This window comes from Nostoc commune NIES-4072, from assembly GCF_003113895.1.
GTDB lineage: Bacteria > Cyanobacteriota > Cyanobacteriia > Cyanobacteriales > Nostocaceae > Nostoc > Nostoc commune.
The window spans coordinates 470,973-484,964 of record NZ_BDUD01000002.1 but is presented as its reverse complement, the minus strand read 5'-3'; the positions used below and the strand labels follow the sequence as shown (position 1 = coordinate 484,964).

Here is a 13,992-nt window from a genome sequence, read left to right as displayed (position 1 = left end):
TAATTTCAATTATGAAAAGAAAAGAACACGTAGTATCAATATTCAGAGCAAGCACATTTATGCGTAGGGTATTATTAATTGCGAATTGCGAATTGCGAATTGCGAATTGCGAATTGTTAGGTCATCTGGGCCAACAACTGCTCCTGGCGGTTTCAATCCATTCTGATTCAACACTGAAGTATTCGCAAAGATTTCAATACGTGGCTGTGGTTGACTTGTTAGGTTATTCGCGTACTTGACTTGCCAGGTGTAACTGGTGAGTGCTGTAGCTTCATACTGTTCAGCAGTAGTAGTACTGTTGATCAATTCTGGGCGAGTTCCCGTGGTGCGGTTGACCCAGGTATTTCGCCAAGCTCAACAGAGCGCAATCATCTCTGCTGCTCACCAAATTAATCGAGGAATTTATCCGACAATCGAGCCAATTTCTGATAATCCTGTGTCTGATTGTCTGTGGCATGGTGGAGGTCATCAGCCTGAACATGGAGTGCAAGCAATCTGCGAGTTGATTACAGACTTGCTCCCTGGCTTAGGTTACAATCGGGCCACTGATGTCCAAGTGCTTTGCCCGATGACACGGGGAGTTGTGGGTACTCGCAATCTTAATACCGTGTTGCAGCAGTTGATTAATCCACCCAGCCCCAACAAGGTGGAGATTAACAGAGGTGGGAATTTGTTACGCGAGGGCGATAGGATCATTCAACTAACCAACGACTACAACCGCGAAGTCTTTAACGGCGATTTAGGAATCATCCAAAACATTGATACTGTCGAGCAAGAAGTTACAGTCCAATATGGTGAGCGGACTGTTGTTTATGATTACGCTGACCTCAATGAAATTGCCCTGGCGTGGTGTGTGACTATTCATAAAAGCCAGGGTTCAGAGTATCCGGTGGTAATTCTGCCAATTTATATGCAGCATTATATGATGTTGACCCGGAACCTATTTTACACCGGGCTAACCCGTGCCAAGAAGTTAGCGATCGTAGTTGGCGCAAAAAAAGCGATATCTCTGGCGGTGCGCTCTACTGACGACCAACAGCGTTACACAAGGTTGAAGCAGAGGTTACTTCATCCAGGACTGCATTAGTGATGAATTTTGACTATTAAAAATAGAAAATTTTAATGAGCTATTTGATTTATACTTTTAAATCCCCTGGTTAAAAAAAGCATTGAGTTGTATGTCCAGCCTCAGTTCAGATATGGTTCGCATCTATTTGCAGGAAATTGGTCAGTATCCTTTATTAAAGCCAGAGGAAGAAATCGCTTATGGTAGACAGGTACAAGAAATGATTGCCATTGAGCAATCTAAAAATGAACTCACTCAACAGCTAGACCGCGAACCAACTTTAAGAGAATTAGCCAACGCTGTTGAAAAAACCGAAGCACAAATCCGAGCAGCACTATACCTTGGTCAAAAAGCTAAACAAAAAATGGTGACAGCTAACCTGCGGCTGGTAGTATCTGTTGCCAAGAAATACCAGAACCGCAATTTGGAATTTCTAGATTTGATCCAAGAAGGAGCGATCGGTTTACAAAAAGGTATAGAAAAGTTTGATCCCAACCGAGGTTATAGGCTATCAACCTACGCCTACTGGTGGATTAGTCAAGCTATAACCAGAGCTATCGCAGAACAATCGCGCACTATTAGATTGCCTGTTCATCTCACTGAAATACTTACCAAAAAAAAGACAAGTACAGCGAGAAAGCTTTCAAAAACTCGGTCGTCATGCCACTGCTGAAGAAATAGCAAAATCATTAAACCTCAGTACAGATAAGCTTCGAGAATATCTCGCCGCCTCTCGTACAGCCATCTCTTTAAATAAACAAGTCGGAGATGAAAAAGAGACAGAATTGGGCGAAATTTTAGCAGACGTTGGCGCTTCACCAGAAAAACTGCTTACCCAAGAACTTCTATCCCAAGACGTGGCTAAATTCCTAGAACCATTGACACCTATACAGCGCCAAGTGTTGACTTTAAGCTTTGGGTTAGAGAACGATCGGCATTTCAATCTCGCTCAGATTGGCCAACAGCTAAACCTCAGCCGAGAGCGGATTCGTCAAATCCAGGTCAAAGCTATAAGTATTCTCCGCCATCATCAAAATGACATGCAAGAGTATTTATTTGATTAAGTAGTGCAAGAGTATTTATTTGATTAAGTAGAATTACTTTAGTCAGATGACGCACGGATCTTGCAGAACTAATATGAAAAACTATATTGAAGAAGTAAGACCAAAAAGGTAGTCAATGCCCAGCAAAACAATCGATGTTCGAGAGTACACCGTCAGAGCGCATAAGCGGGAAATTCACACCCGCGTTTTTAACTTTGTATGTAAGCAGTGCGAACAACCCACACAACGAGAAACCTTTGGTGTGCGACCGCTTTACTGTGAAATATGTCGTCCTCCTCAACCTCCCAAGAAATCAGTAGTGCCTATACAGAAGAGAAAACCCAGAGCTATGACTTACAAAAGTGGTAAAGACATAGCCGGATGATTTGTTGTCTCAAGGTTTTGAGTGAGCGCACGAAAGTGAGTGAAACAGTGCGCTCATTCGCCCAACCTTACTCAAACTGGTAAAAAGTAACTCTAATGTTTAGGAGTCATTCAGGAGGTGCAAACTGTTTTTTGCAGGGGTTAACCCCAGATGTCGATTTTGAGCTTGATTCTGGGTCGAATTGGAATTTAGTAGTTGATTTTGGCATTGCTTTTGATGCTCCAAGATATACCCTAGAAAGAACTTCAAGCTCTGAAATTAGCTTGACGGGTGAAGTCGGACGGGCAGGAACATACATCTATCAAGATTCTGCTGCCAATATTACCTTGAGTTCTTCATCTACATCAGTACCAGAACCTACTTCCCTACTAGGTCTATTGTTTGGAGTTGGTGCAATTGCTGTCTCTAAAAAAGTTAGTGAGACGAAATCTGAAGCATGAATTATTCAACTCTTTACCAAAGCTTTATCGATCTACACCCCCACTAGCCAATCGCACACCACAGACTTGCACCCGTGGGCAAAGTTAACCCATACCTGCCACTGCCCCAGGTATGCGTTCTATATTGGCTCACCATCAGCTACGCCAATAGAGAGAGCATCACCAACTTTTGAAACAAGCTCAGTGTAGAGCGAGCCAGCGCCCTCTAGCCCTTGCTGCATTTTCAGCTTCAGCCCTTTCCCCGCTTGCACAGCCTTGTTAAATGTTTGGGGAATATCGTGTGTGTCATTCTGATGTCGCTCTCCGATATTTGCGTGATCGCATTAATGTACCGCGAGATATGTCCATCTACGCAGCCAAGCGATTGAGGGAATCCCTGGAGAAAACCGCAGCCCTTGCGGGTGATGGGCAGCCAGCCCCCATTCCCACTAAGCAATAACTTCTACAGATAAAATATTATTAATCACTTCAAACCAATTTCAAATAAACCAAATTGAATGACTCGATTTGTACATGACGAATTTGCCAAAGACTATCTTGAAGAACTGTTAAAACCTTATGGGGAAGTAAAGTCATCATCAAAAATCTCAGGAGAGATCAAAGAAATTGATGTGTTATTTACTCCTTCAGTACAGCAGAACTCTAATTTAGAACTGTTAGGGTTACTTGGAAGATTTACAGAGTTTCCAGCAATATTAGAACCATTTCGCAATGCAGCTTCTAGTGATGAAATTTGTGATTGTATTCAAAAATTATTAGAAGTAAAAGCTCTCTTGCGGCGAGACGCTAAAGCGAATAAAACCAGACTCCAAGAATCAGATATTCCGAAACTATGGGTTCTTAGTCCAACTGCATCCCCAGCATTACTATCAAGCTTTAACGTTAATCAGAAATCGGGGTGGTTACCAGGAGTATACTTTTTAGGTGATGCTCTACGGACAGCAATTGTAGCTATTCACCAACTACCACAAACACCGGAAACCTTGTGGTTGAGAATTCTTGGCAGGGGAAGTGTGCAGTCACAGGCGATTGTGGAATTATCAGCGTTACCATTGAATCATCCATACAAGCAAGCGACGCTAGAGTTAGTTTATAACTTGCGCGAGAATTTGAGAATCAATCAAAATTTAGAATCAGATGATAGGGAGTTAATTATGCGATTAGAACCACTTTATCAGCAAGACCGTGAAAGAGCAAAACTTGAAGGGAAACAAGAAGGGAGACAAGAAGGGAAAGAAGAAGGAAAACAAGAAGGGAGACAAGAAGGACAACAGGATTTAATTATACGTCAGCTAAATCGTGGTCTTGGTGAAATTGATGCATCTTTGATTGAACGAGTTCGAGGATTATCTATTGAGCAATTGTGGGATATGGAAAGTGATGTTGTGTCAGTTACTGGTGTGGTTGTACTTATATTATTACTGACTGACACCAACTCACTTTGAAATACTTCATCTCGATTTAACCACTGCCCAAAAATCGAATCACGCTGATCATCAGGAGCAACAAACCGATAGACGCACTCCCGATTTTCACGCTTACCCAATCGACCAACATAAGCCAGCTTCAAATCAATTTTGGCAAGTAACTTCTGTGCGATCGCTATCGGTGTATGTTTTTCAGAAATGGAAACATTCAAGTAATTCTTGATAATGTGCCGATGTTTTAGCGCCAGTGCCTTAAACTCCACCATCTTCTCGTCACTGCCACGTAACCGTTCCCCAGGCGTAAGCAACTGCAACAAATTCACTTCTTCTAACAACAGTACAGCAGGCAATAACTGCCCCTTGTTAAAATCCGGTTTCCAAATCGAATTCTCCCCTGCTTCTAACTGCGATGCAGCTCTTTTGGTATCACGATTCGTCAAAAACTCTCGCCCCAGTGTCAAATAATAGTGCATCCGCAGTTGAGGATACCAGCCGTCGTCATCCTTCTCCACCAAATTAGGGGTCACGTCAACTTCATAGCGACGGGATAATTCCGCCTTGCGCTGCTGATGTCGTTCAGTTTTGGTTTTCGCCCTTGTGTCTTGCAGCTTCTTGAGTTCGGCATCAGAGAGTTCATCAGAATTAGCGATGCCTGCGGCGGGCTACGCCTACGCTTCACACTCCGCAGTATACAATTCCTGACTAGCCGCTTTAACTGACTCGATTACAGCCCCGCTCTCATCATTATCAGCATCGTTGGCATCTATAATAATGTATCCATCTTCGACCAATCCCCCAAGCACTGATTCCCGATAACGTCGCATCTCCACATTAATCACAGAACCGCGCTTGCCCCAGGTCTGTAAGGATTCGGGCTGAAAATTCTGATCAATATAGCTCAAATCCGCATTATCCGCCGCCGACAAAAGCGCAATGTTAGCCCTCGTTGCGACGTGTTGACTTCTCAGCAATCCTCCTATCGTTGTAGAGCCATTGCCCACAACCGACATCCCCCACTCTCTAACCCAAATGTGACGGTCAACTGTCTCCCTAACCCGTGCCAACATCTGCCGCACCGAGTTAACCGGCTGCACTCCCTGAAAAATTCCCCAAACAGCATCAAAGTGTCCTTCAATGTCGATGGATACCCCAGTTTCAAGACTGGGTGAGGCGATAACTAAATCATACTCGGTCAGAATTTCGTTCAGGTGAGAAATAAACCCCATAGCAGCATGAGAGGGGTCTGCAACAGATTCGCTGTCAATTCTCAGTATTCGTAAGTGAGGGAATTTGCGACGAAAACGTTCTTCAAGTGCCTGGGTTCCCCATTTAGATTTGGCTTTTTGAGCAGAACAGCACAATAGATGATGCCCCCCAATGGATATCGCTTTGTCTAGTGCAGCGATGAGATTCTTGGGGTTACTGCCAGAATAGTTGTAACAGTTACCGGCTACGTGCCGATAGTTGTTGACTATTACAAACGGGTTAACCCGATATTCACCAGCGAGTGATAAAACATACTTTACATCAGTATCTGACACATCGGCAGAAGAAAGGTAAATCTTGCCGTGTTCGCTACCGAGAACATTTTGTACCAGTTGTTTCAGGTTTTTTAGAACCGATACCCGACGTTTAGCAACCTCCGTACCAGAGTTAAGTAAATGCCAGAATACTTGGTCACATTCATCAATAATAATTACATCATTTGACCAATCATTGGGATTGAATCGCGCTTGACTGTGCTGATGCAACGAATCAACACATACACCGTATCCTAACAAATCCCCTGTTTCGGAGCCGTGAACTTCTGTGACATAATTCACTCCAAAGCGATCGCATAATGCCTCACCTAATTGGATGCGATGGGTGATGATTAATACTCTACGCCCCTGATCATGCGCCTTCGCCACCTCAGTAGACAGCCATTGGGTTTTACCAGTACCTTTGGGAGCTTTGAGAATAATCAGTTTTTCACCCTCTGGTACAAGCAAGTGATCCAAGAATCGAAGGTTTTGTGCGATTGAAGGGGGATAAGTCAGCAGAGTGAACAGCTTAATTTCCCATAACTCCAGTGCAACGGCGGTGTTGTAGAGTGCGTCAAATGCCGACTGACCATGAGCAACGATAAAATCATCAACCCCTTTTTCTGCCCCTAACGGTAAATCAATCACCCGCAGCGAACACCCCTCATTTACCAGCAGCCGTCCCATGCGACTGATAGCGGTTCTCACCCGTTGGACTGTTTCAGGTTTATTGTCCTGGTCAAAACAAATGTTAACCTGTCTCCCCTGTGTTGCGAAATGTTTCAAGTCGGGAATCAGAGAGGGTTTACCAACAGCAGTACCGTACTCATCTTGGGGTGTGCGGTATCCAGCGTTAACGCCAGGAATTGCGATCGCAGCATAACCAGCAGTCAGTAATGCCCCTGCTTTTTTGACACCTTCCACGATTGTCACTGGTACGTTGTGCCGCCAAACCCAATGCCAGAAACCGCCAGGGTGCTGCAAGTCTTCTTCAGTGATGGGGATGCCGCTACGATTAGAGACTTTCACCCAGATGCGATTCGGCACTAAAAGGAAGAAAGCGCGTGTCTCTTCTCTGAATGGGTGTTCGTACTTGATGAATTTGTGAATTTTCTGGCGGTCACGTCGGGGATGGTCGGGTTTGAAGCAGCCCCACATCATTAGCGCGTATTCGTTGAGGGGGTCAACGCCACTGCACCACCAGCCGCCTAGTTCAATGTCAGTAGACCGAAAAGTTTTGCGATCGTCAAAAAAAGTAGTGTATGATACAGTCAGTAGATCACAAACTTTTCCCCCAAGAGCGATCGCTAGAAAATTTTGTAGTCTGTAATACTTTTTATCAGCCACCGTTTAAGCAAGTATGTTGGTTATCTATAATATTTGCTTATATCCAGGCGATAACTTAGTTTCTGGGAACTAACCCGATGGAAGATAAATGCTTTCAACGACTTCATGTATTTTTTCAACAGCTTGACGTAAGAAAGCCAACATTTGTTTGAGGCTAAACAGTTTACGGTAAATTAATCGTCCACCTTTCCTGGGTTGACTAATTTTTGCCCAGAGAAGATTAACCCAGATATTTACTAAAATGAAAGAGATACCAACAAACAATAATCTCAAGGCTGGCTTTTTATTAGTTGTTCTAATCCGGCAGATGTTTTTGAGCCGATAACTACTTTCAATCCCAAATCTTTTTCGATAATCTTGATGAATATAAGATAAACTTGTTTTTATTTTGTGTACTACATAAGCATAGTAAGGAATTAAGTTTAAATCAATAGCTATCTTTAAATAACCTTTTTCAATCCCAATTGGAATTCGACTTTTTAAAGCTTGATTAATTTGTATTTCTAAATCTTCAAAGTTATCAATTTTATCTAGATGATATCTAATATCGTTACCAGACGGAACTTTTTTCCAAGTTTTAGCTGTATTTTCAATCCTGTCTCCACTACTAGCAGCTTTATCATCACGTCGGCGGAATCTTTTCACAACAATATTTTCTTGATTGGGAATATCACGGACAATACACCACGGTTTTAATTGCTCAGAATAAGTCATATTCTACCCCTTAAAAATTCTGTAAAATAACCATGCTTGCTATGTGCTTTAAAATCGCCAAATTTTACCTTAAACGAGGAGGTATACTCAAAGACAGGTCAAATTGATATTGACAATTAGAATTATGCGTGCATTAGATTTATTGGACAGATATATAGCGTTCCGACTGGAATGAAATATTGTGTACTGAGTCTGAAAACCTTGCAGGACAAAGTTTTTGTTTTAAAAACCTTTCAGTAATCAAACCAGATTGCTATATGTAGAAGAGAAATGTTATTGAGATCAAGGCGAATGAGTCAGACATAGCAATTGCCAAAGTTGTTCGGGAACTTCTTCAAAATGTTCCAGTAAAAAGTCCATGAATGCCAAATGTCGTAAATCATTAGGCTGAGGATAGCGTCTAAATTTACCTTGCTTAAACCAACCTCTGACCGTAGAATCAGAACGACAGCATATTAAGGCAATTTGTTCATAACTCACATCCCATTTGGCATAAAATTCTTCTGGTTTCATACCAAATTCCCAGTGACTGTAGAGTGAAATTAGATGAATTTCTCTTGCCCCTAAAATCTGGGGGTTAGACATTGATACACCTCAAATATGTAAATATTGGAACTCATTTTTGACATCAGGTATTTGTCAGTCACAGAGTTTATAGACACACCAATAAAACCCAATTAAGCGGGTTTTAAACTCTGGATTCACTCTCAATCTGCGTAAGCAGATATAGTTAAAATAGTTCCGTTATTTATAATGGCTAGAATACCGATTCAGGAGATGTTGAAGCTTTTTTTATGGCAGTAGCAATTTTTCTGGCTGTCCGTAAATCAATTTTGTCTACATCTTTTACCAAGCTCACCTCAAAGTTTAAGCAGCTGCCAGTTGTTTCTCAATCGCATCACACGCCACCTTAACCCCATTCTCTGCTTGTATAATACTTGCAATTTTCGCAGCTTTCACTGCATAGTTGGGATTTCCTAACAGTTGACGTAATTTCTTGGCTACTCTTACTGCTGAATATTCCTTTCGCAGAATCATCCGCGAAGTACCTAAGCGTTTAAGCGTTGGGAGCAACGCGAAAAAGTGAGATCGGGGTTTAGTTCTCAATTACACCCCTATATTCTCAACAAAATCTGGTTTTTTAGTTGCGATCGCATCCTGAAACAAGCTATATACGTCCCAGATTTTAGCACCTCACAAAATCGCGTTGCTCCCCTAAGCGTTCAACTCTTGCTGCATTGTCTGGCTGGTCATGACTGTAGGGCATTACCAGCGTTGGACGACCTGCACATAAAGCTTGAGCAGTGGTTCCAATTCCGCCTTGATGTACAATTGCACAAGCACGCCCGAAAATTTGAGAATATGGTGCATAGCTTACGGCAATAATATCTTCTGAAAGGTTGTTTGGAGGGGTGTTTCTATCAATTAGTAAAACAGCGCGGCGGTTTAAGAGTTTTGCAGCAGTAATACTTTCCTCATAAAATCGACCTGGAGCCATAACTGCGGCTGATCCTAAAGTGAAAATAATCGGCGGTTCACCTGCATTTAAAAATTGCTCTAGTTGGGGTGTCAGCTTTGTCCCATCTTCACTACCATCGTAAAATGTAAATCCTGCGATTACCGTATTTAAAGGCCAATCTGCTTGAGGTTGACCCAAGACTGATGAAAACAGTGCAATTACAAGATATGGTGAAAATCTGTTCTCAATGAAGGGATTATAGTTAATGGGCGATAAACCTAGTTCCCGCCGAAGTTGGTGGATTGGTTCTGCCCACGAATTACTAACAAGTTTTGCAAAGTTGATTATGCTTCGATTTACAATTGGCCCTAGTTTATACAGCTTTGACAAACTTGGAAATGGTGCTAAAACTGGTGGATCGTAAACTGAGAAAAATGATAGTGGAACCATTGCACTGGATGCCCATCTGATTTCCAATTTCTCTGCCACAAGTGGAGTCACAATCACTCCTTCTCCTGAAAAAATCAAATCTGCGCCTTTGACAACATTATGTAAGTCAGCATACATACAGCGCAGATTCGGATTTACCCACTGACGCACCATGTATTCCTGTCCAGTTTTCAGATCCATCATTCGCGCCATTTCTTGGGGATCATTTATTGCTGTGAAATCAGGACGCATTGAATGAAACTCGAATCCCAAACCTTCAATTTTGGATTGATAAACTTGATGCGTTACAAAAACTACATCATGAGCGCGTTGCCGCAATTCTAGCGCGATCGCAATCATGGGATGTAAATCACCAAGCGTTCCCAACGTTGTAATCAGGATTCGGCTCACTTTCTTACCTCTTTACAAGCAGCAGTATTTGCATATAATTTCTGATTTTAGTCCATTCCTGTTCGTATTCAGTGAAGATAAGTTCCAATCGCTCCTGAATACAAGCAAACTTCAGCCATTGGGGAATCGTATCGCTCCAAGGACTGCGATGAATTACCAATGGCCCTGCAAGGTAGCGAACATGGTGTAGGGAAAATTCAGCTATTTCCAAAAGACTTGCTAATAATTCTTTTGGTGTATTTAAACTTGCCAGAATTTGCAGCATTTTTCGGGTATTGTCTGGCAGGTTGGTACTATTACCATCACTGATTTCTGCCATTAATTCTGGTGAAATCAAATTCATTTGCTCCATTTGTCATCTCGATATGAGCGCATCACCAAAAATAGCCAATCGGCTAAAAAATTAATGTCCAATAGGTGAAGGCTGATACTAGATAAATCTTTTTATGCTGGCATTGATACAGCTTTTTTAGGTAATGCCAATGAATAACGAACCCACAATTAACCAAAATCTTGATACTGACGACAGTAATAATTATCAGTCTGGCAGTGGCTATCAATCTGGAGGTTACGGTGTTGAGCAATTAAGTTCTGGAGATAGTAGTAATCCCTTGCAAACAGACCAATTTAGGGATGGTTATCAAGAGAATATTTTTGAAATCAATCTTGGGGATACACCTTACACTGAATCGGCTGCTAATCCCAATCCTCAATTATCAGGATATGGCTCTGGCTCCGGTTACAAGTCTAAGAAAAATCAACAGTCAGCATCCCCAGAGCTAGAGTTATAAGTCATATTTTCACTCTCTTACTATACCCCATAAGCAACAATTAATTGGGTTTTTATTCAATAAATTACTTTGCTTATTGGGGTATATTTGCTGTCATTTTTAAACCTGGAATTATGAAGATACCAAAAGCATGGATATCTCTTCTGGTTGTCATTGCTTGTATTATTTATAGTATCGCCGCACAAGCTACAATCAACACAATTGGTGATGGCAATTTACCGACTCGAATTGTAGAAGTTGCAAATCCTCAGTCTCGACTACCTGCTACTAAAGTTTTGCTGCCAGACTGGAGCCGCATTTCTCTGGCCCAGCTACCAGGTATCAGTCAATCTGGTGCAATTGATGGCAGTCCCTACAGCCAGACACTAGGTTATGACCTGAGTCGCACTTGGAATGTGGGTATGACTCCTGACCAATATTTGAAGTTAGGAGATATCAGTGAAGCATTGCAGGCAGAGGAGTTTTCTTTACAGGCGATCCAGGCGATCGCTCTTAAATGCGATCGCGGAAATTGAGAGCGCTGGTAGCGGCGATTACAAAGCAGTTGGCATACATACCTGTAGCGACCTGCAATTATAAATGCCCAAACCTGCAATCAAGACTTTTTCAAACCAGAATTATTTGCAACTATAATTTCAGTTGAGCCAGAATTAACTGCAACTGAGCCAGGATTAAATGCAATCAGCCTGCAATCATCCGTTTCGACGCTTGTTTAATTGCAAATCAGCTCAACACTTTACTATGACTAAGTTTTCTCTCCTTGACAGGAGTTTGTCAAAAAACTCATTTGAGAATTTTATAAATTAACAATGAAATCTTTACCGAGTTTTTTTACTTAAAAACCAACGGTAAAAGTAACTCTAAGCCTTACTGGTGACGCAGTTAAAAAACCGTTCGTTTTTTTAACTTTAAGAGATTGCATTTAATCCTGGCTCAAAGCGATGATTGCAGGTTGGTTGCAAATAATCAAGGGGAACGTTGCATTTAATCCTGGCTGAAGCACAATTATAGTTGCATTTAATCCTGGTTTGTAAATGTCTTGATTGCAGGTTTGAGCGATTAGTATTGCAGGTCGCTACAACTAGAGATACGTCCTTGCATGTCTAATTCTTGATCTCACTCAACAGAAACTATCTTCTCCTATTTCCGACCCCTTTTTACGGTTACCTGTACTAAGTTTGCCTGCCCCTGTAATGTGATCGGCATGGAGGTGAGTTTCTAGACAGTAGCGTAGTTTTAATCCCAATTCATCCAAAGATTCCAAATCGCGGTCAACTTGCTCTAATACAGGATCGACTAGAACAGCATCTCCTGTCTGGCGATCGCCAATTAAGTAAGTATAACTACTAGTTGCAGGGTCAAAAAATTGCCGAAATAGGAAAGTTGACTGCGGTATCTCTGCACTGCGCTCGCTTAACAAAGGCATCGTTGGAATAGTCCGCACACGCGCTGGTAATGATTGCAACAATGCCTTAGATAATTCCTGCGCCTGTCCCCGTAATTCTGGTACAGCGATAGTTTCCCACAAGTCGCCCTTGCGCGGAGTTCCCAAGGTATAAAACAGCGTCGAAACGTTACCGTCTGCTGCATATAAAGCACCGTGGGTATCTGTATCTAATCCTAAACCGATGGCATTGGGGCGAATTAATTTCTGCGATCGCAAATCAGTAATCAGAGGATGAGGCGATCGGCGATAATCTGCTGCTACCCCTGTACAATTAACTACCCGGCGGACGTGCAAGATATGATTAGTTTGGGTTTTGCGCTGGCATACGGTTACAGCTACACCATCAGGTAAAGCTTGATATTCCCGAATCCGCCCAGCAGAGATGGTGAGTTGACCAGAATCCAGCATTTCAGTGACAACATTCGCCACCCTTGGGGCAATGCGGTGACGATGCACATCCCAATACGGTGTCAGATGACGCAAAAAACGTTGCTGTTCTTCAGTCGGTAGTTTTTGCCAGATTTTCTGATTTATGGGACGCAGAGAATCAATTACTGCCCGCCAGTCGTAGCCTTGGGCAGCAGCAATTTCCACCTCAGCACGTACTCGATGTAACCAATCGCGCACATTTTTTGGTGAAGTCTCTGGGGTCAAGAAGGAGGGATAAGGTTGAGCCGCTTGATGTTTGAGGGGAAATAATCCTCGTCGAGACACTGCATAAATTTTACCTCTATGCTGGCGATCGCTCAGAGATAAAACCATGTCCACCATCGTCAGCCCCGTACCAATTAGCAACACAGGTGCATCAGTATCAAGGTCTGCTAGGGCATCGGCTGACCAAGCATTCCGCAGATAACTTTCATTATTACTGTTTGCGTTTTGAATGGCGGGGGGTGCAGAGGGTGAGTTCCCCAATGCCAACACAACTCTGTCTGCGGCAAAACAGCGACCACTACGCAGAGAAATCATTGCGCCTTTTTCTTCAGGCTGTACTCCTACCACTTCATCGGTGAAGCGTTCTAGTCGCACATCACTGGGTGCTGTGGCTTCTGCTTCTGCCAAAACCGATTGAATGTATAAACCATAGACCTTACGAGGTATGAAGGTACTAGCATTGACTTCTTCTGAAAAAAATGCTGTTAACTCATCGCGGTTGTGCTGAAGCCAACGTAACAAATGCGCTGGATCGTGGGCAAATGCACTCATATTGCCTGCCGATACATTCAGCAAATGACAGTTGGTATCTGTGCTGTAGGCAATTCCCTTGCCAATTTGATCGCTACGCTCAATCAGCTTAATGGTGAGGGGTTGGGTGGCAGTTTTCAATAAGTGGGTAGCGACTAGAGAACCACTAAAACCTCCGCCAACAATAGCGATCGTGGTTGGAGTATGGGCAGTTAAAAAACTAGGGTTCATGGCGGTCTTAGCTAGAATCAATAGTTACGCTGATTTCATCAAGTCTCTTTACTGGGACTAAATGTCTTTCCAATTTAGATAAAAAAATTAAGAT

The 13,992-nt window shown here is 42.5% G+C and carries 11 protein-coding genes and 5 pseudogenes; 8 read left to right on the top strand and 8 right to left on the bottom strand.

Annotation, left to right across the window (positions count from 1 at the left end):
* Window positions 1-116: 116 nt before the first annotated feature.
* Window positions 117-306: pseudogene (locus CDC33_RS34590) on the bottom strand (hypothetical protein); the annotation flags it as partial.
* Here CDC33_RS34590 and CDC33_RS34585 point away from each other — a divergent pair.
* The 6 genes and pseudogenes from CDC33_RS34585 to CDC33_RS34560 all read left to right on the top strand — a co-directional run.
* Window positions 287-1,087: pseudogene (locus CDC33_RS34585) on the top strand (ATP-dependent DNA helicase); the annotation flags it as partial. The pseudogenes CDC33_RS34590 and CDC33_RS34585 sit on opposite strands and share 20 nt — an antisense overlap.
* A 91-nt stretch (window positions 1,088-1,178) precedes the next feature.
* Window positions 1,179-2,130, top strand: a pseudogene (locus tag CDC33_RS34580) (RNA polymerase sigma factor, RpoD/SigA family).
* A gap of 115 nt (window positions 2,131-2,245) precedes the next feature.
* Window positions 2,246-2,494, top strand: a complete 249-nt coding sequence (locus CDC33_RS34575; protein WP_109013099.1) for a hypothetical protein — start codon at window positions 2,246-2,248, stop codon at window positions 2,492-2,494.
* Between the two features lie 95 nt (window positions 2,495-2,589).
* On the top strand, window positions 2,590-2,934 hold the full coding sequence (locus CDC33_RS34570) for a PEP-CTERM sorting domain-containing protein (protein WP_244919510.1): 345 nt from the start codon (window positions 2,590-2,592) through the stop codon (window positions 2,932-2,934).
* A gap of 289 nt (window positions 2,935-3,223) precedes the next feature.
* A pseudogene (locus CDC33_RS34565) lies at window positions 3,224-3,373 on the top strand (glutathione S-transferase); the annotation flags it as partial.
* A gap of 58 nt (window positions 3,374-3,431) precedes the next feature.
* Window positions 3,432-4,379, top strand: a complete 948-nt coding sequence (locus tag CDC33_RS34560; protein ID WP_109013098.1) for a DUF4351 domain-containing protein — start codon at window positions 3,432-3,434, stop codon at window positions 4,377-4,379.
* A gap of 650 nt (window positions 4,380-5,029) precedes the next feature.
* Here CDC33_RS34560 and CDC33_RS34555 read toward each other — a convergent pair.
* The 6 genes and pseudogenes from CDC33_RS34555 to CDC33_RS34530 form a co-directional block, all read right to left on the bottom strand.
* On the bottom strand, window positions 5,030-7,231 hold the full coding sequence (locus CDC33_RS34555) for a plasmid replication protein, CyRepA1 family (RefSeq protein WP_369694408.1): 2,202 nt from the start codon (window positions 7,229-7,231) through the stop codon (window positions 5,030-5,032).
* A 69-nt stretch (window positions 7,232-7,300) separates the two neighbouring features.
* Window positions 7,301-7,648 (bottom strand): annotated as a pseudogene (locus CDC33_RS42050) (ISH3 family transposase); the annotation flags it as partial.
* A gap of 579 nt (window positions 7,649-8,227) precedes the next feature.
* Window positions 8,228-8,530 carry a hypothetical protein gene (locus tag CDC33_RS34545; RefSeq protein ID WP_099066929.1) on the bottom strand — a complete coding sequence of 101 codons (303 nt, stop codon included), beginning with the start codon at window positions 8,528-8,530 and terminating at the stop codon, window positions 8,228-8,230.
* A gap of 282 nt (window positions 8,531-8,812) precedes the next feature.
* Entirely contained in the window at window positions 8,813-9,052 is a 240-nt protein-coding gene (locus CDC33_RS34540; protein ID WP_244919508.1) for a hypothetical protein, read from the bottom strand.
* 79 nt (window positions 9,053-9,131) lie between these two features.
* Window positions 9,132-10,244 (bottom strand): glycosyltransferase, encoded by a 1,113-nt coding sequence (locus CDC33_RS34535; RefSeq protein ID WP_109013097.1) that lies wholly within the window; start codon window positions 10,242-10,244, stop codon window positions 9,132-9,134.
* Between the two features lie 4 nt (window positions 10,245-10,248).
* Window positions 10,249-10,587, bottom strand: coding sequence for a hypothetical protein (locus tag CDC33_RS34530; protein ID WP_244919507.1), 339 nt, complete (start codon window positions 10,585-10,587; stop codon window positions 10,249-10,251).
* Between the two features lie 139 nt (window positions 10,588-10,726).
* Between CDC33_RS34530 and CDC33_RS34525 the strand changes: the two genes are divergently transcribed.
* Window positions 10,727-11,035, top strand: coding sequence for a hypothetical protein (locus CDC33_RS34525; protein WP_109013096.1), 309 nt, complete (start codon window positions 10,727-10,729; stop codon window positions 11,033-11,035).
* Between the two features lie 113 nt (window positions 11,036-11,148).
* Window positions 11,149-11,550: a hypothetical protein gene (locus CDC33_RS34520; RefSeq protein ID WP_244919506.1), complete on the top strand. Its 402-nt coding sequence runs from the start codon at window positions 11,149-11,151 to the stop codon at window positions 11,548-11,550.
* Window positions 11,551-12,155: 605 nt separating this feature from the next.
* On the opposite strand, the gene CDC33_RS34515 is transcribed toward CDC33_RS34520, so the two are convergent.
* Window positions 12,156-13,898 (bottom strand): FAD/NAD(P)-binding protein, encoded by a 1,743-nt coding sequence (locus CDC33_RS34515; RefSeq protein ID WP_244919505.1) that lies wholly within the window; start codon window positions 13,896-13,898, stop codon window positions 12,156-12,158.
* Window positions 13,899-13,992: the final 94 nt, after the last annotated feature.